The organism is Enterococcus sp. DIV0187 (assembly GCF_051713785.1).
Taxonomy (GTDB): domain Bacteria; phylum Bacillota; class Bacilli; order Lactobacillales; family Enterococcaceae; genus Enterococcus_A; species Enterococcus_A avium.
Genome location: NZ_JBIOQO010000001.1, coordinates 2,460,238 through 2,476,377, shown reverse-complemented (window position 1 = coordinate 2,476,377; position 16,140 = coordinate 2,460,238). Strand labels below are relative to the sequence as shown.

Annotated in this window: 22 protein-coding genes and 1 other annotated feature; of the genes, 18 read left to right on the top strand and 4 right to left on the bottom strand. The window is 37.3% G+C overall.

All coding sequences use genetic code 11. The features are described from left to right. Nucleotides 1-29: 29 nt before the first annotated feature. The 3 genes from IGI52_RS12115 (at nt 30) to IGI52_RS12105 (ending at nt 3,268) form a co-directional block, all read left to right on the top strand. Complete coding sequence (locus tag IGI52_RS12115) at nt 30-1,391, top strand: carbohydrate ABC transporter permease (RefSeq protein WP_048720965.1); 1,362 nt, start codon at nt 30-32, stop codon at nt 1,389-1,391. Then, nucleotides 1,391-2,230, top strand: coding sequence for a sugar ABC transporter permease (locus IGI52_RS12110; protein WP_016179578.1), 840 nt, complete (start codon nt 1,391-1,393; stop codon nt 2,228-2,230). The genes IGI52_RS12115 and IGI52_RS12110 overlap by 1 nt, the downstream gene beginning before the upstream one ends. Before the next feature lie 132 nt (nt 2,231-2,362). After that, the gene (locus IGI52_RS12105) at nt 2,363-3,268 is read left to right on the top strand and encodes a magnesium transporter CorA family protein (protein ID WP_016179579.1); all 906 of its coding nucleotides are present in this window, start codon (nt 2,363-2,365) and stop codon (nt 3,266-3,268) included. A 48-nt stretch (nt 3,269-3,316) separates the two neighbouring features. Here IGI52_RS12105 and IGI52_RS12100 read toward each other — a convergent pair whose 3' ends face one another. Continuing rightward, nucleotides 3,317-4,126, bottom strand: a complete 810-nt coding sequence (locus tag IGI52_RS12100) for a Cof-type HAD-IIB family hydrolase (RefSeq protein WP_048720969.1) — start codon at nt 4,124-4,126, stop codon at nt 3,317-3,319. A gap of 79 nt (nt 4,127-4,205) precedes the next feature. After that, a complete protein-coding gene (locus tag IGI52_RS12095) occupies nt 4,206-5,240 on the bottom strand; it encodes an FUSC family protein (protein WP_048720971.1) in 1,035 nt (344 codons plus the stop codon). A 192-nt stretch (nt 5,241-5,432) separates the two neighbouring features. Next, nucleotides 5,433-5,561 (top strand) — a sequence feature (ribosomal protein L20 leader region). Nucleotides 5,562-5,588: 27 nt separating this feature from the next. Between IGI52_RS12095 and infC the strand changes: the two genes are divergently transcribed. The 3 genes from infC (at nt 5,589) to rplT (ending at nt 6,810) form a co-directional block, all read left to right on the top strand. Continuing rightward, nucleotides 5,589-6,113 (top strand): translation initiation factor IF-3, encoded by a 525-nt coding sequence (infC, locus tag IGI52_RS12090; RefSeq protein WP_010747120.1) that lies wholly within the window; start codon nt 5,589-5,591, stop codon nt 6,111-6,113. A 73-nt stretch (nt 6,114-6,186) separates the two neighbouring features. Then, a complete protein-coding gene (gene rpmI / locus IGI52_RS12085) occupies nt 6,187-6,387 on the top strand; it encodes a 50S ribosomal protein L35 (RefSeq protein WP_010747119.1) in 201 nt (66 codons plus the stop codon). 63 nt (nt 6,388-6,450) lie between these two features. Next, nucleotides 6,451-6,810 (top strand): 50S ribosomal protein L20, encoded by a 360-nt coding sequence (gene rplT / locus IGI52_RS12080; protein WP_010747118.1) that lies wholly within the window; start codon nt 6,451-6,453, stop codon nt 6,808-6,810. 37 nt (nt 6,811-6,847) lie between these two features. On the opposite strand, the gene IGI52_RS12075 is transcribed toward rplT, so the two are convergent. Both IGI52_RS12075 and IGI52_RS12070 read right to left on the bottom strand, forming a co-directional pair. Then, nucleotides 6,848-8,086, bottom strand: coding sequence for a tyrosine-type recombinase/integrase (locus IGI52_RS12075; protein WP_438781430.1), 1,239 nt, complete (start codon nt 8,084-8,086; stop codon nt 6,848-6,850). Between the two features lie 52 nt (nt 8,087-8,138). Next, on the bottom strand, nt 8,139-8,768 hold the full coding sequence (locus tag IGI52_RS12070) for a helix-turn-helix domain-containing protein (RefSeq protein ID WP_438781428.1): 630 nt from the start codon (nt 8,766-8,768) through the stop codon (nt 8,139-8,141). Nucleotides 8,769-8,927: 159 nt separating this feature from the next. On the opposite strand from IGI52_RS12070, the gene IGI52_RS12065 reads away from it, so the two are divergent. The 12 genes from IGI52_RS12065 to IGI52_RS12010 all read left to right on the top strand — a co-directional run bounded on the left by IGI52_RS12065 (nt 8,928) and on the right by IGI52_RS12010 (nt 16,131). Continuing rightward, nucleotides 8,928-9,119: a hypothetical protein gene (locus IGI52_RS12065; protein WP_438781427.1), complete on the top strand. Its 192-nt coding sequence runs from the start codon at nt 8,928-8,930 to the stop codon at nt 9,117-9,119. A 2-nt stretch (nt 9,120-9,121) separates the two neighbouring features. Then, on the top strand, nt 9,122-9,406 hold the full coding sequence (locus IGI52_RS12060) for a hypothetical protein (protein WP_438781425.1): 285 nt from the start codon (nt 9,122-9,124) through the stop codon (nt 9,404-9,406). A 74-nt stretch (nt 9,407-9,480) separates the two neighbouring features. Further along, entirely contained in the window at nt 9,481-9,687 is a 207-nt protein-coding gene (locus IGI52_RS12055; protein WP_438781424.1) for a hypothetical protein, read from the top strand. Between the two features lie 122 nt (nt 9,688-9,809). Then, nucleotides 9,810-9,986 (top strand): hypothetical protein, encoded by a 177-nt coding sequence (locus tag IGI52_RS12050; RefSeq protein ID WP_438781423.1) that lies wholly within the window; start codon nt 9,810-9,812, stop codon nt 9,984-9,986. Beyond that, nucleotides 9,976-10,176 carry a hypothetical protein gene (locus IGI52_RS12045; protein ID WP_438781421.1) on the top strand — a complete coding sequence of 67 codons (201 nt, stop codon included), beginning with the start codon at nt 9,976-9,978 and terminating at the stop codon, nt 10,174-10,176. The genes IGI52_RS12050 and IGI52_RS12045 overlap by 11 nt, the downstream gene beginning before the upstream one ends. A gap of 267 nt (nt 10,177-10,443) precedes the next feature. Continuing rightward, nucleotides 10,444-12,810 (top strand): phage/plasmid primase, P4 family, encoded by a 2,367-nt coding sequence (locus IGI52_RS12040; protein WP_438781420.1) that lies wholly within the window; start codon nt 10,444-10,446, stop codon nt 12,808-12,810. Between the two features lie 393 nt (nt 12,811-13,203). Beyond that, nucleotides 13,204-13,356 (top strand): hypothetical protein, encoded by a 153-nt coding sequence (locus tag IGI52_RS12035; RefSeq protein ID WP_438781419.1) that lies wholly within the window; start codon nt 13,204-13,206, stop codon nt 13,354-13,356. A 31-nt stretch (nt 13,357-13,387) separates the two neighbouring features. Beyond that, on the top strand, nt 13,388-13,519 hold the full coding sequence (locus tag IGI52_RS12030) for a DUF2292 domain-containing protein (protein ID WP_438781418.1): 132 nt from the start codon (nt 13,388-13,390) through the stop codon (nt 13,517-13,519). A gap of 111 nt (nt 13,520-13,630) precedes the next feature. Beyond that, on the top strand, nt 13,631-14,089 hold the full coding sequence (locus tag IGI52_RS12025) for a sigma factor-like helix-turn-helix DNA-binding protein (RefSeq protein WP_438781417.1): 459 nt from the start codon (nt 13,631-13,633) through the stop codon (nt 14,087-14,089). Nucleotides 14,090-14,099: 10 nt separating this feature from the next. Further along, nucleotides 14,100-14,399, top strand: a complete 300-nt coding sequence (locus tag IGI52_RS12020) for a hypothetical protein (protein WP_438781415.1) — start codon at nt 14,100-14,102, stop codon at nt 14,397-14,399. Next, nucleotides 14,392-14,991, top strand: a complete 600-nt coding sequence (locus IGI52_RS12015; protein ID WP_438781413.1) for a hypothetical protein — start codon at nt 14,392-14,394, stop codon at nt 14,989-14,991. Before IGI52_RS12020 ends, IGI52_RS12015 begins: the two co-directional genes overlap by 8 nt. Nucleotides 14,992-14,997: 6 nt before the next feature. Further along, complete coding sequence (locus IGI52_RS12010; RefSeq protein ID WP_438781412.1) at nt 14,998-16,131, top strand: phage major capsid protein; 1,134 nt, start codon at nt 14,998-15,000, stop codon at nt 16,129-16,131. The last annotated feature ends 9 nt before the right edge of the window (nt 16,132-16,140 follow it).

The following is a 16,140-nucleotide window of genomic DNA, read 5'->3' as shown; positions in this document are numbered from 1 at the left end:
AATTAATTCGAAAAAGGGAGGTTTTATCGATGGAAATAGCCGGGAGTTACGGCGAAGTGATTTCGATGAAACAAGTGTTCAAAGAAGGTGATCTCAAAACAAAGCTATCATTTTTAATTATGGGATTCAGTAATCTGTTAAATAAGCAAATCTTCAAAGGGATTTTATTTTTACTAGCTGAAATTTTCTTTATTATCGCCTGTATTTATCAAATTATTCCCGGGATCGTTGGTCTGATAACTTTAGGGACGAAAACGCAAGGAATGCAGTGGCAAACGATTGATGGAATAAGGATGAAGGTTTCTGTTGAAGGCGACAATTCCATGTTATTAATGATTTATGGATTAGCAGCCATTATTTTTTGTGGAATATTCTTTTATGTGTATTGGTGCAGTTTAAAGAGCAACCGTAAATTATTTGTCTTGAACAAGGAACATAAGAGCATTCCGAGCTTTAGGGAGGATCTAAAAACACTGACTAATGGTCGTTTCCACATGACGTTAATGATCCTACCATTGATTGGAGTATTGCTATTTACGATTTTACCCTTGGTTTACATGATCGGTCTGGCGTTTACGAATTATGACCATAATCACTTGCCGCCAGGGCATTTGTTTGATTGGGTTGGATTCGCGAATTTTAGAAATATTTTGACGGGACGTATGGCAGAGACGTTTATGCCACTGTTGTCTTGGACACTGATCTGGGCCGTTGCTGCGACAGCGACCAATTTCTTCTTTGGAATTTTGTTGGCATTATTGATCAACACCAAAGGCTTACGCGGAAAAAAGATTTTTCGAACGATTTTCGTTATTACGATGGCGGTACCGCAATTTGTCTCTTTGTTGATTATGCGTAATTTATTAGCCGATTGGGGACCAGTGAATGCGCTGCTAGAGAGATGGGGATTGATTTCTAACGCATTACCGTTTCTGAGTGATGGTACTTGGGCAAAATTTTCAATTATTTTTGTCAATATGTGGGTAGGAATTCCGGTGACAATGCTAATTGCGACTGGAATCATTATGAACTTGCCAACTGAACAGATTGAAGCGGCAGAGATTGATGGTGCGAATAAGTTTCAAGTTTTTCGCTCGATTACGTTTCCGCAAATTTTGTTGATTATGACACCAAATTTGATTCAGCAATTTATTGGCAACATCAATAATTTTAATGTGATCTATCTATTAACAGAGGGCAAGCCGAACAACTCTGCCCTGTATCAAGCCGGAGACACCGATTTGCTGGTCACTTGGCTCTACAAACTGACGGTCATCGCCAGCGACTATAATTTGGCTAGTGTTATCGGAATCATTATTTTTGTGTTGAGTGCGGTCTTTAGCTTATTGGCCTACACACGCTCGAAATCTTATGAAGGAGGTCTGCAATAATGAAAAAGCAAAAACGCCGTACCTTAACGTTTGTCTATGTCTTGTTGATCATTCTTTCAGTGATTTGGTTATTTCCGATTTTATGGGTCGTTTTGACCAGTTTTCGTGGAGAAGGTGCCATGTCGGTTAATTATATTATTCCAAAAACCTTCACGTTAGAAAATTACAAAATGCTATTCACCAATAGCTCGTATCCGTTTGCCCGCTGGTTTATGAATACGCTGATTGTCGCCATCGCTACGTGCCTTATTTCAACCTTTATTACAGTGGCGATCGCTTATTCTGTTTCTCGAATCAAGTTTAAGTTTCGTAATCGTTTCTTGAAATTAGCGTTAGTTTTGAATATGTTTCCGGCCTTTATGAGCATGATCGCTGTGTATTACATCTTAAAGGCGATGGAGCTGGATGGTACGCTGGTTGCACTAGTCATCGTCTATTCTGCAGGGGCCGCGTTAGGTTTTTATATTGCTAAAGGCTTTTTCGATACGATTCCGTATTCACTGGATGAATCGGCGATGATTGATGGCGCTACGAAAAAAGATATTTTCCTTAAAATCACATTGCCGTTATCTAAGCCGATCATTGTGTACACGGCTTTGATGACATTTATGATTCCATGGATGGATTTCATTTTCGCCCAAGTAATTTTGGGTCAGCAAAAACAAAAATATACCGTAGCGATCGGATTGTTCACGATGCTGCAGCCGGATAAAATTAATCACTGGTTTATGCCTTTTACAGCGGGTTGTGTAATTATCGCGATCCCAATCACGCTGTTGTTTATGGTGATGCAGAAGTATTATGTGGAAGGAATCACAGCTGGCGGCGTGAAAGGATAATTAATGAAGTGATAGAGAGCAGGAACGACAAGAGTTCGTTTCTGTTTTTCTTTTATTGGAGGGCGGCAGTGAACTATCAAAGCCCAGTTTTTGTTATACTGGACTAGAACGATCTAGACCAGGAGGGGTTTAATGGACAGCAAACAAACATTCAATCAAGAGATGTGTTCGTGGATTAATGTGGACAGCACGCAATCTCACGAAGTAAAGAAATTGCGGGAAAGCTACGCAATCAGTGATGAGATGTTGACCTACGCGCTGGACGATAATGAGCGGGCACGTGTGGAGTATGATCCGATGGAAAAAGCCTTGCTGCTGATTTTTAATGTACCGAACTTGTTAAAAAAGGATAATCATTATGAGACAAGTCCAATGGCCTTTATTTTAAAGGATCATTATTTCTTTTCTTTTGTAAATGAGCGGACCGCTTATGTTGAAAATATTATCGACAATTTATTAATGAATGAGCCGAATCAAAGCACCGCGAGTTTATTGTTCCATACCCTATTTTTGATTTCTGATTATTATTTTCCTTTAGTTGAGGAAGTTGATAGCCAACGAATACAATTAAATAAAAAACTTCGAGAGAAAACAACAAATAAAAATTTATTAGCACTTTCTGATCTAGAGATTGGTTTAGTTTACTTAGTAACTGCGACAAAACAGAATGCCGTACTTTTAGAGCAAGTCAAAGTCCAAGTGATCTTTTCGAGTTTCACAGATAAAGAAAAAGAAGAGTTAGATGATGCGTTGATCGAGGCCAAGCAGGCGGTAGAAATGACCAGGCTGTCCAGTGAGGTCCTGGATCAGCTATCGGGAACTTACAATAATTTATTGAACAATAATTTGAACGACACAATGAAAATTTTAACGATCTGGTCGTTGTTATTAACGATACCAACAATTGTGACTGGTTTTTTCGGAATGAACATGCCGCTGCCATTTACCCATTCTGAAATCGGTTGGGTGATTACGGTAGTGATTAGTATTGGACTGTCCATCTGGTTGATTTTGATTTTATGGCGCAGAATACGTTAAAAGCGAAGCAAGCTCAAATGAGTTGCTTCGCTTTTTTTCTATTATAGATTATAGAATAAAGGTTTCGATGACTTCAGCCACAGCGCTTTGTTCATGATCCGCAATTGTTGTATGCTGCGCTGCTTCTTTTATAGTAGGCACAGCATTCGCTACTGCAATTCCTAATTCAGCTTCGCGGATCATGGCTAGATCGTTGATATTGTCACCAATGGCGATGGTTTCGTTCATCGGAATGCTTAAATGATCTGCCAATGTTCGCAATGCTGCACCTTTGTTAACGCCCTTTGGATTGAATTCGATATAACGATTAGAGGAATAGCTAATCTCCAATACATCGTGCAGCTCTTTAGGCATTTCCTGCTCTAATTGTTCTAAATAGCTGCGGTCCAAATTTTGAAACAAAGCTTTGTAACATACGTGGTCTTTTAAAAAGTGAATATCATCATCGAATCTTTTTTCGTGAGGAATCGTCGTTAAGTAGGCGTCTTCCTCAGGATTACTGTGATAGACATAGGTTTGTTCAAACGTATAAAGATGGATTGCTACCTGATAGTTGGAACCGAATTCAAACAAACGTGACAGGATTTCAAAGGGCATAGGGAAATCTTTGATAATGGTAGGTCCGTGATTTTCTACCACTACGCCGCCGTTAAACCCTATCATATAGTGATTGGATTTGTTTACAGCCTCCAATTCCTCCAAAGTCTGTTTAATTGAGTAAAAGCCGCGTCCAGTGGCTGGTGCAAATATCAGCCCTTGTGCTTCGGCCATTTTTATTGTTTCCTGCGTCCTTTTTGAAACATGCCGACTTTTATCTAACAAGGTTTCATCCAAGTCGCAGGCGATTAATCGATACATAGAAGAGCCTCCTTCAATTTATATAGTCCTCATTATAGCAAAAACCGAGTGTTCCCACTCGGTTTTCGGTGAATCATATTTAGTTTGAATGAAATTTTCGATTATAAAAACTCAGACTGGTGGTCATCATCCAAGCAGCAAGTAAGCCTAACAGGCTACCGATTACAATGCCGAGAAAACGAAATTGAATCAGGCTGTAGAGATATTGCTGCTTCACTAGCATGGACAGCATCAATGACATCGGGGTGGTAAAGAATTGAGCGATCGCGTAATTGCGCTTCACAAAATATTCAACTGTTACAAATAAGACTGTGATCATTAACAGTGTTTCGAAAATTGATAAAGGTAGATTCAGCAAAAATGCAGCGATCGCTAGACCAATAATTGTACCGAAAATACGTTGGATATTACGGTGAGCCATTGCGCGAAGATTATCTCCTTGTAAGATAGCGGCGCAAGAAACAACTAGCCAGTAAGGATTTTTCAGCTGCAAGCCCATACTTAGGTAGACTGCGAAAAAAAGGATGCCACTGTATAGTAGACTATCGATAACTACAGCCGGATCTTCATCAATTCGTGACTTGAGTGCTTTTTTTGTTTTACTGATAGGCAAGGGTTCTTTTTCTATGAAATGCATAATAAAAGCCCCCGCCAAAGAAAATAGTACACCGATAAAAAAATAGCTGCTCATTACTGGGATTTTAGCCAATGGGACATTGGTACTAACGCCCATTGCCGTGACCATAACAATAAAAAAAGGTCCTGGTTTAGCAATGCCATACAAACGGAAGAAAAAGCGTCCTAAAAAACCGACCACCGCAACAATAATTGGTGCGATCCAGACAGCATGAGTTGAGAGCATGCCAAGAAAATTAGCGGCAGTCAAAAAAGTACCTACTATTGATAAACGTAACATTAATTGTTTTAATGGAAGTCGTTGATAATAAAGAAAGGTGAAGATACCTAAAGAACCGTAGCTAGAGATTGCGAGCTGGTGGAATAAATAACCGGTGAATAACACACTGATCATACAAAGGCCGGCGCCGATTAAGCGAACAGGTGATTCCTTTGGTTTGTTGTAATGAATCAATTCTTTAAAAAAGGATTGTTCCATCCTATCACTTCCTTCTATAAATAATGGATTAAGTTTTTAAGCTATGTATGTATTAAAGTAAGAAAAAAAGCTTTAATTACAGGTTAGCATACAAATCAAAGAAAACTCAATAGAAAGTTTCTGAAAGTAAACAGAAATGAGTCTTAAGTGGTTGACAACATGAAGTTTAGCTTGTATACTATTAAAGTTGAGAAATGAAAGCAGAAGCACCCGCTTCTCGCCTTACGCGAATATCTCGCTGGGCTAGATAGTTAATGACGAGTCATTTTGATGAGTCGAACTACGTGCGGGTTCGTAAAGAACTCGTTTTTTTATTTGCTTTTTTTCTCTCAAAAATTTTGGAGGTGAATGACCATAGCAAAGGATATGATGGTTAACGACGGCATTCGTGCACGTGAAGTACGTTTGATCGGACAAGACGGCGAACAATTAGGTGTTAAATCGAAAGTAGAAGCCTTAAAGATTGCTGAACAAGCAAATCTGGATGTAGTCCTAGTAGCTCCTGGTGCGAAACCACCTGTAGCGCGTATTATGGATTACGGGAAATACCGCTTCGAACAACAGAAAAAAGAACGTGAAGCTCGCAAGAAACAAAAAGTGATCAACGTTAAAGAAGTTCGCTTAAGCCCAACGATCGACGTGAACGACTTTAATACAAAACTTCGTAATGCGCGTAAATTCCTGGAAAAAGGCGACAAAGTGAAAGCTTCGATCCGCTTCAAGGGCCGTGCCATTACCCACAAAGATATTGGTCAAAAAGTTCTTGATCGCTTAGCTGAAGAAACTGCCGATATCGCGACAGTGGAACAAAAAGCGAAGATGGACGGACGTAGCATGTTCTTAGTGCTTGCACCGAAAGAGAAGAAAGACTAGCAATAATTTTGAGAATGCTTCTTTGACTCTAGTTAAAGAGTATGCGAAATGAAAAGTAGGAGGAAATTTAGTCATGCCAAAACAAAAAACACATCGCGGTTTAGCAAAACGCGTAAAACGCACTGGTAAAGGCGGTTTGAAACGTTTCCGCGCGTTCACAAGTCACCGTTTCCACGGAAAAACGAAAAAACAACGTCGTCAATTACGTAAAGCGTCTATGGTTTCAAAAGGCGATTACAAACGTATCCGCCAACAATTGGCACGCATGAAATAATTGCGCAACCCGCTTTACAACTTAAAAAATTCAATGATTTATATTTATTAGGAGGAATTAAACATGGCACGTGTTAAAGGTGGAACAGTAACTCGTAAACGTCGTAAAAAGACATTAAAACTAGCTAAAGGTTACTACGGTTCTAAACACACTCTATTTAAAACAGCTAAAGAACAAGTAATGAATTCATACAACTACGCATATCGCGATCGTCGTCAAAAGAAACGCGACTTCCGCAAATTGTGGATTGCACGTATCAACGCTGCAGCTCGTATGAACGGCTTGAGCTACTCAAAATTAATGCACGGTCTTAAAGTTGCCGGTATCGAAATCAACCGCAAAATGTTAGCTGATTTAGCAGTTAACGATGCAGCTGCTTTCACAGCACTAGCTGACCAAGCAAAAGATTCATTAGCTAAATAAGCTTATAAACGTTGTCCCATCAACGTGTACCCCACTCTTATTGAGTGGGGTTTTTCTTTTGACCCAGAGATTGACCCAGATTTTTTCCATTTTTCATATAATCGCCAAAAATATCTGCGGTTTCTTCTTTGCCTTCCTTGGTCACATGAGTGTAAACATTCATGGTTGTTTTGATGTTGCTGTGACCCAAACGCAATTGAACTTGCTTCATACTTGCGCCAGCTTCGAATAATAGAGAAGCATGGGTATGCCGGAACCCGTGCGGTGTGATCCGCCGCATATCCTTGTTATGACGAAAGAATGTTTCCAGCCATGTGATTGGGGTGCGTGGATACATCAAGGAATTATCCTCAGGCTTGGAGAAAACCAATTGATTGAGATCCGGCAAGAATCCGAGCAGTTCGTTTTCGTTTCGTTGTTCAACTTTCCATTCTTTAAGAACTGAAATCGTATCGGGATCTAGGCTAATCGATCGATTACTAGCTTTTGTCTTTGGCTTCTGGATCAGCAACTTACCATTTTTACCGATAGCCAGTGTCTTGCTGACGGTAAGAGTCTTTTTCTTGAAGTCAATATCTCGCCAGGTCAAAGCCAAGGCTTCTCCTTTACGAAGTCCGGTATAAGCTAGTAAGAAGAATAGGGCATACCGTTTCATTGGGTAATTCTTCTGCAGCTTCTCAAGAAAAATTAATAACTCATCACGATCAAAGAAGTTTTGATTTTCTTCGTTATCCTCCTCGTCGTCAAGTTCTTCTGACGGCGTGGGCATTATAATCTTTTCCATCGGATTAGATTTTATTTCCCCGATCGATTCCGCATACTTAAAAACCATTCCAGCATAATTAATATAGCGACCATAACGGTTCGGGTGATCCTTGCACCATTTATTTGCTTGTTTCTGGCAAGCAGTCACTGTGATGTTCTTGATTCGATAAGCGCCAAACGCTGGCAAGACGTGCTTATCAAAAGTAATCCGTGTATTCCAGTATGTGCTTTCCTTAACCTTCGTTTTATACACCAGTTCAAACCAATCCTCAAACAATTCTGTATAGGTTCGATTCCTGGACCGCTTTTTAACACCATTTTCAGCAACTTCAACGCCTAAACGAGCATAAGCTATTTTGGCTTCTTTTGGTGAAGTAAAACCCCTACGTGTAGTTTCGATTTGCTTTTTAGTTAGTGGGTCGACACCTAAATACTTCTTGAACATATAGGCGGTTGTTCCGTCTCTTTTTGTATATTTTTTGATTGGATTCTTTTTCTTTTGTTTTATCATTGTGTTTTTCCTCCCAGTACCTAACGTGGGGCGTTGGATATGTATGGAAAAACTATTTTTGTAAATAATCATCTCTTAATTGCCAAAGTGTATCGTTTAAGTTTTCAGCTTGTTTTTCAATTTTAGGCAACAAATCAATAGTTTCTTTAAGAGAGTAATCAGCTTCTTTGAATGAATCTTCGAAAGAACTAATTTTACCTTCAAAATCAAGTGAATCAGTATAGGTGGCAATTGAACTAAACAGATATAGAATTTCAGTAATATTCTCTAAAAATTCTTTTGCAATGTCGTTGTTACCATTTTCAAGATAATTGAGTATATCAAGCAAGTCTCCTAGGGCTTTGAAATCTACTCTAGAAGTATTTGTGGGCGTGATATTACTAAGCTTTTCAAAAGTAGTATCAATAGATGAATTAGAGACCATTTCGGAAAATTTTATTGGATTCTCTTTTTTATCAGTTATCACTAAAGTATCAGTTGCCGTTGGATTACCTGTCATTAAAAATAATAATGAAACCCCTAATTTCTTTGAGAGTTTCTTTATTGTTTCAGTGCTGGGATTTCTCCGGCTATTCTCCAAATCGCCTAAGTATGATCTGGACAATCCAGTTGCTGCGGCTAAATCAAATTGAGTCATACCACGGAGTTTTCTAACCTTTTTTATATTATCTCCAATAGTCACTAGAATCCCTCCTTTGTGCAAATATATCAAAAAATGACGTCAATAGCAATAAAAGTTATTGACAATAGATTGAATATGTAATATCTTAATTATGACGTCAATAGCGTCACGGACATTCAATGACGCTATTGACGACAATTTGAAAGGAGATTTTTGATCATGGAAAAGGCAAATCAGGAAATTAGAGAAAAAATGTTTATTTGTCGTTTGCGTTATTGGGAAGTAGCTGAAAAAGTGGGAATCTCAGATAATCGATTTACTGTCTGGTTACGTACACCACTTCGGGAAGATCGCAAAGAACGAGTAGAACAAGCAATTGATGAACTACTGTTGGAACGAAAGGAGGTTTAAGGATGGCAAAAATACAAATTGATTCTATGGATTTGAAAGACGAAGCTTTTGCGCCTTTGGTTCTATTGATTACCGAGAGCGTCGCTGATGCTTTCAAGTTACAAGAAAAACGGAAAGAATTGCCAGAAGCAATGAATAAAAAACAAGCTTGTGTGTATCTTAACATCTCATACAATACATTAATGAATGTTTATATTCCAAACGGTCTTAAAGTTTCTGTTGTTGATGGGATTGAACGCATTCGTAAAGAAGCTTGCGATGATTTTTTGAAGGAACACGAAATTTAATTAATCCTAGCGTGGGGCGTTGGAGAAGCAAGTTTATTGATGATCGATCGATAAAATATATTAGGAGGAATTAGATGGATAAATACAAAGAGTTCCATCGCTTGAAAAAAGATATTGTTTTGAAACTGTTAACGATTCAAGATGGTGACTGCATGAGTGATATGCCGGATGATATGTTAGCGGTAGGAACCAATAAAGATGCTTTTGACGATTGTTTTGCGATGATGAAAGATGCCAAGAAGCTGGCCGCGGAGTTAGCAAAGCATGAAGAATTGGAGTAATGATGATGAAAATGGACAAAAGAAAAGCCTTATCCCTACAAAGTCTTGGCGGACCGGGATAAAGGCAAAAGTATAAAACTAATCTTCTTTTGTTCATTCTATCATAGGAAGGACAGAAAATCATGAATAGAAAAAAGAATTTATTTTTAGCAGCTTTTTTACTTGGAGGGGGCATAACATGTTTTCCCACTTTCGTGAAAGCCGTTATTTATGGAAGTATACTTTTTTATCTTCACATTAAATTTGATTTTTGGGAGTATGAGCAACGACGTGGTGGGGGTCTTGATTATGAGGCATGAAAAAATAGCAAGATTGACAAAGGAATTACTTGATGTAGCGGAAAGGGCCACCAAAGAAGATCGAGCTACTTTAGTAGCAAAAATTTATCAAGATGTGGCATTGCAGCAAAAAGAGGTTATTCGTAGTTTACTAATCAATTTAGCTGAATATATTAACTCAATGGATGGTGAATGTAATGAGAATACTTGAAGACAGCAGCATAGAAGAAAATTTGATCAAATCAATAATCTGCATTCGATTTTGTTCTATTGAAAATCGGATCATTCTAGCAAATAAACTTCACGAATACGCAGATCTTAAGGTTATGGAAAGTGTTAGGGAGCTTATCATATCCATTGAGAATTATGCGCGATACGGAACCAGTAGGTTAGAAGAAAAAATATGAAATTAAGCAATGTTGTGAGGATGTGATGATTTTTGAGTTTGTACACCAGTGTTGGATACAGCACAAAGAGGATGAAACAAGTTGAGTCGGATAAAAGTCCGTTTCAATATTTGTGGGACTATGATCCGCCAGATGTTCCAATTGATGATACTTTCTCGAAAGATGGTATTAAAGAAACAAAGGCGGCCATCGCTCCATACAAAAAGAAGATTCTCTATTTCCTCGCTGGTGATCTTAAGAGCGGCCAGCGTAGCAATGAAAATCTTCTTCAAAAAGAATTGATCGTCATTGACTATGATGATATCGATATTCAATACACTGCATTTGTTAACACGTTGAAAGATCGGCTGCAGAGTATAAGTTTTATTTTGTATCCCTCTATTTCTAATTATGTAGGTCAAATGGGTTTGCGGTTCCGATTGGTGATCGATACCAATCGACCGTATACTCAACAAGAAAATGACAACTTAATTCAAAATGTGATAGATCATATCGGAATCCAGGCGGATAGTGCTTCTAAAACTTGGGCACAACTTATGGGAATGCCGGTACTCAATAAACTGTCGCCAGCAACACTAATCACTAAAAATGAAGGATTGCCACTCAACGTGGATGATTTCTTGTTTGATCCAGTGCCTAAAAAGAAATCGTCACCTTCTAAAGCGTTCAAAGGAGAATTAACTCATGAACTAGCAGTAACTATGGTACAAGCCTACACTCAGCGTATAGGTGAAAAGTTACTCGATCGAGATTATTTCATTAAATATCCCTATATGAACATCAAGTATAATTTTGAAATCGGTGCAATTGATTGGGAAACAGTTCAAGAATGTTTAGCCATTCTTGCGATGGGTAATAATGATTGGGTAGCAGAGAATATTGATCATTTTAAACAAGATAACGCATCTGTTAAGAATGGTACGCCGTTTACTTCATTTTTTGGATGGGCGTTAGGAGCTACGGAAACTGAAAACTCTGAGAGAATGAATTTTGCAAATGAGCAGCAGTTACTTCTGACAGAAAATGATTTGAAATTCGCTCTTATCAAACGGCGTAAAGCTGAAATGGAAAAAGCTCACGCAAAATGGCAAAAAGAAGGTTCAAAAGGAAGACCACCTTCAATGCTATCAACATTACAGTGTGCTTTGATCCTGCAAGAATATATTGAATTTTGTCTATTTGATTCAGAAGAAAACACTCGCTTGGCGATGTATCAGCCACAGGAAGGAACTTGGACACAAAACGAAACACAATTAAGACGTGTGATCGGGTGGTTAGAACCAAAGCACAATGCACAGAAGTCAAGTGAAGTAATTTATCATATTTGGAAAGATGCTAAAATCAAACCAAAAACCGTTTCAAGGCATCTGATCCCTGTCAAAAATGGCGTTTTTAATCTAAAAACCAAAAAGCTTGAATCTTTTTCGCCGAATTATGTTTTCACTTCAAAGATTGCAACGGCGTATGTTGAAAATCCGCCGTTACCAAAAATTGATGGCTGGGATATCGAAACGTGGATGAAAGAAGTTTCCTGCAATGATGATCAAATAGCCAAACTTTTATGGGAAGTGATCAGCGATGCAATAAACGGAAACTATTCAAGAAAGAAATCGATTTGGCTTGTTGGAGATGGATCCAACGGAAAAGGAACATATCAGCAGCTTATCTATAACCTTATTGGTGCGGAAAACATCGCTACACTGAAAATCAACCAATTTGGAGAGCGTTTCAAGCTGGCATTGTTGTTAGAAAAAGTTTGTTGCATTGGCGATGATGTGGGCGCCGGGATCTATATTGATGACAGTTCAGAATTTAATAGTGTGATCACCAATGAAACGATTCTGATAGAAATTAAGAATAAAATGCCCTATGGTGTGCGCTTGTATGTAACGGTGATTCAATCCACCAATGAAATGCCAAAAATTCGAAATAAGACAAAAGGAACTTATAGAAGATTACTGATCGTTCCTTTCAATGCAAGTTTTGAAGCGGAAAAAGATGATTGGAGAATCAAAGACAGCTACATTAATCGCTCAGATGTTTTGCAATATGTGCTGCATAAGGCAGTAAACATGGACTTTGAAAGATTCACCGTTCCGGATGTATCTGAGAAGTTACTAGAAGAATACAAACAGGAAAATGATCCGTTAGTAGATTTCAAAGAAAATGTTTTTGAGCAAATCGGATTGAATAAGATTCCCTTTTATATTGTTTACTCGTGTTACAAGTCTTTTTGCCAAGATAACAATTTCAATCCGCTTAGTAAAATCAAGTTTTCTAAACAGTTTCTGAGTCTTCTAGGCGAGAAGTGGGCAAAAAAGAAAACCAAATACATGGCCGGTGATTTAGGAAGAATTGATTTGGCGAATGACTTTAATAGCTTTGTAAATTATCCAGAGACTGGCAAAGCATACCAATCTTTTGTTAGAGAAGATTAGAGGGTAAGTTACCAAATTGAATTAAAACTAGTAACCGTATGTAAGTCAAGCTATGCAAAGGTTAGTTCAAGTTCAAATCAAAAAACGAGTTACCAGTTTTTTTAAATTGGTAACCCTTGAAACCATACTCTCCCATGGTTTTAGATCGTTCGGTTACCGAGTTACCGATTTCTATTACTATTTTATAAAAAAAATAAAAGATAATAAAAAAGTATAGTAATAGCCATACTAATTGGTAACCGAGATCCAAAGGCGATTGCACCTTACTCGCACATGCTTTACATTGGTTACCAATTATTTTGCAAACTAGTAACTTTTTCGAAATTAAGACGAAATATTCAACTGGCGATAGAAATAATATGAATAGCAAAAAAAAGAAAGGAGAAAATCAATATGTACAAATTGAAAGTTTTTGAAGGAAGTCCCAAAAGTATAGAAATGAAAGTGAATGCTTTCTTTTATGATCATGATGACATTAGTATCATATCAGTTAATTATACTGAGCTGGATGAAGGCGGAACCTACATGCTTATGTATAAGGAATAAAAAATTATAAATATTGGAGTAGATTAATTACATGGACAAATTGTATATAGACAGCAAAAACAAGGCAATTGCAGTGGAGTTACCGGAATACGGTACGGTTAAGGTGATCGTACAAGATGGAAAAGTAATTCGGACCGAAACAACGACAACACAAAAAATTTAATAGTCTGACTGGAAAACCAGAGGACATGAGACCAGTTCCCATGAGCGGGAAACGGCCTTGTGTCCTTTTTCTTATTCGTCGGTTTAATAGAAGGGTTAGGGGAGTATCTGAGTGAAATTTCAATGGTTAAAAGACTATCAGGAACTAGAAGAGCACCTGATTTACTTAAAGTGGAATCTTAATAAATCTAAACTTGAATTAATTCGCTGGGTCGAAGGGGATCTTCAAGGAGTCAAATTAGAAAAAAATTCGAGGGCATCTTCTTTAGAAGAAAAAATCCAATTTTTAGAAAAGGAAATTGATCAAATTGTTTTAGAAATAGATGAAGCTAAGGATTTCATATCTAGTTTTAATGGAGTGGATAACCAGATACTCAAACTTAAATATATTGACAATCTTACTCTTGAAAAGATATCTGAACAGCTAGGCTACAGTAGTTCTTATATAAGAAAGCGCCACGCTAATATAAGAAAGACTTTGAATTTTTTAGATAACTATCTTGCGAAAAGGCAAGAACGTTTAAAAAAGACAATAGAGATAGAAGTTTATGAAGATAAGTTGAAAAAGTGAGGGATGGGTAATGAAGATCATAGAACTTCAAGGAATGGTTGTAAGAATAATTAATCCAGGAATAAATCACTGTAGATTCATTTTTAATGATCAGGAAACAGGAGATCTTATTCTCAGTGTTGATCGCACACACAAACTATTTTATGAAATTCAGAATGGGATGATTTTGAATTTGAAGGTATCACTCAAAAGCTTAATGGTAAGAAGAAACTATATTCAAAACAGCCTAAGTGTTGTTGCTTTTGAACTTCAAAATGTAAGAGAAGATAACCCAATAAAAAATGAGGAAGTAGGAACGGAAAATGAATGATTTACAAACGATTAAAGAGGTTAAGGAATTGGCGAGCAAAAGAAATCAATTGATCGCAAAAAGTAAAGAATCAATTTCTAATCTTGAACAGGAAATTGAAACGCTGGTACACGATCAGAAAAATGTCATCTTAGGAATGATTAATGTAAAAAGATTTCTCGGTAAGAAAAAGTCGGAAGAGGAAATCGAGCAGCAGCTTCTAGAAACAAAGATAAAACTGGAAAATGAACAAAATAAATTGAAATTATTAGAAGCCAGTTCTATAAAAGACAATCTTTCTTTAGACAGGATTTATAAGGAAATGAACGAAGTAAAGGGACAGTCTGAGGAAAGACTAAAAAAATTGGAAAACGAAGCAATTGAATTGCATAGATCCTATTTAGATAAGAAACGTCTGTATATTGAAATGTTAGAGCAAACCAATAATTCAATTCTTTCTACAAATAATTATTTGGATCAGATTTTTAATGATGATGTTTTTTATCGTGATGGCAGCTACTGGGATAGAAAAACTGGAGTAAGGGTAAACAGACAACGACCAGGTATTCATACAATCATGGGAAATAGTGAATTATGCAAAAAGGAAGGATAGATAAACATGGCAACTATCGAACAATTAATTGGAGAAGAACAATCGAGGAATTTTAGGACCGCTACAAGACTGGGAACATATCAACAAAATGCAAAGAAAATGAAGGAACTAAAACGGAAACAGGTTTTAAATCAAATAGACAAGGCAAGGGAGAAAAGTAAAAAAATGGGAAAATCTGCAAAGATAAAAAAAGTAAAGCCGGCTAAAATAGAAAACCGCAGCACAAGGAGTATTGCTAAGTATTTAGCCGGACATATCAGCGAAGAACAAGTAAGGAGTCTGGGAATAATTGTCAACAATGGGAAAGTTCTTCTTTCAAAAAAACTATCTAATAAAATTATCTCGTACGTTCAAGAACAAAATCCAGTTCGTAAATTAGGGATCGTACACAGACAAAAAGGCAAAAAAGGTATTCCTATTCAGATGAAAAAAATCGAGGCCAATATTGTAACTATTGAGCGTGATGACAGCAATCTTATAGATGAATCGGATATGGATTTCGATATGGTTTGGCTAGATCCAATTGAATTTGATGGTATGGCCAAGTTCACACAAAAGTTAGATCGCATGTCAGAGTTTGATATTGAAAAAATATTGGTCGAGGAGTTGGGTAAGGCAATCTTAAGAAGAGAAGTAGCTTGGTTTATTCATTCAACAGATAATGCTTATTCACTCAATTCTAAAGCTGTCCCGTATATTCCCGGCACACTCACAAACAGCATGTATAAATATCTAGTAGGGGCAAAGAATGCTATACCTACAGCGTTAAGGAAAAAGGCGATCTGGTTAATTAACCGAGCTGCACAAACAGAATTAGAGTCACTTCTTGATGATACTGGAAAACCTATCTTCAAAGATTTAGCGAATGATGATTTTGAATTCGAAGTATTCAATTATCCAGTAGAAGTTTCCGATCATATAGATGGTACAGATCCATCAGTGCCAATAATTTATTTTGGAGATTTTTCTTTTTTCCATATTCAAGATGTACTGGAAAATATTGAAGTTCAAAGGTTGGATGAATTGTTTGCAGAAGAAAATAAAGTTGGTGTTTCAGTGTATGAAATCAGCGATGGAAAATTAATCTTCGGTCCATTTGAAATTCCAATTTACAAATTAGATATCAATGGTTTGAGTTAAGCCGGCGAA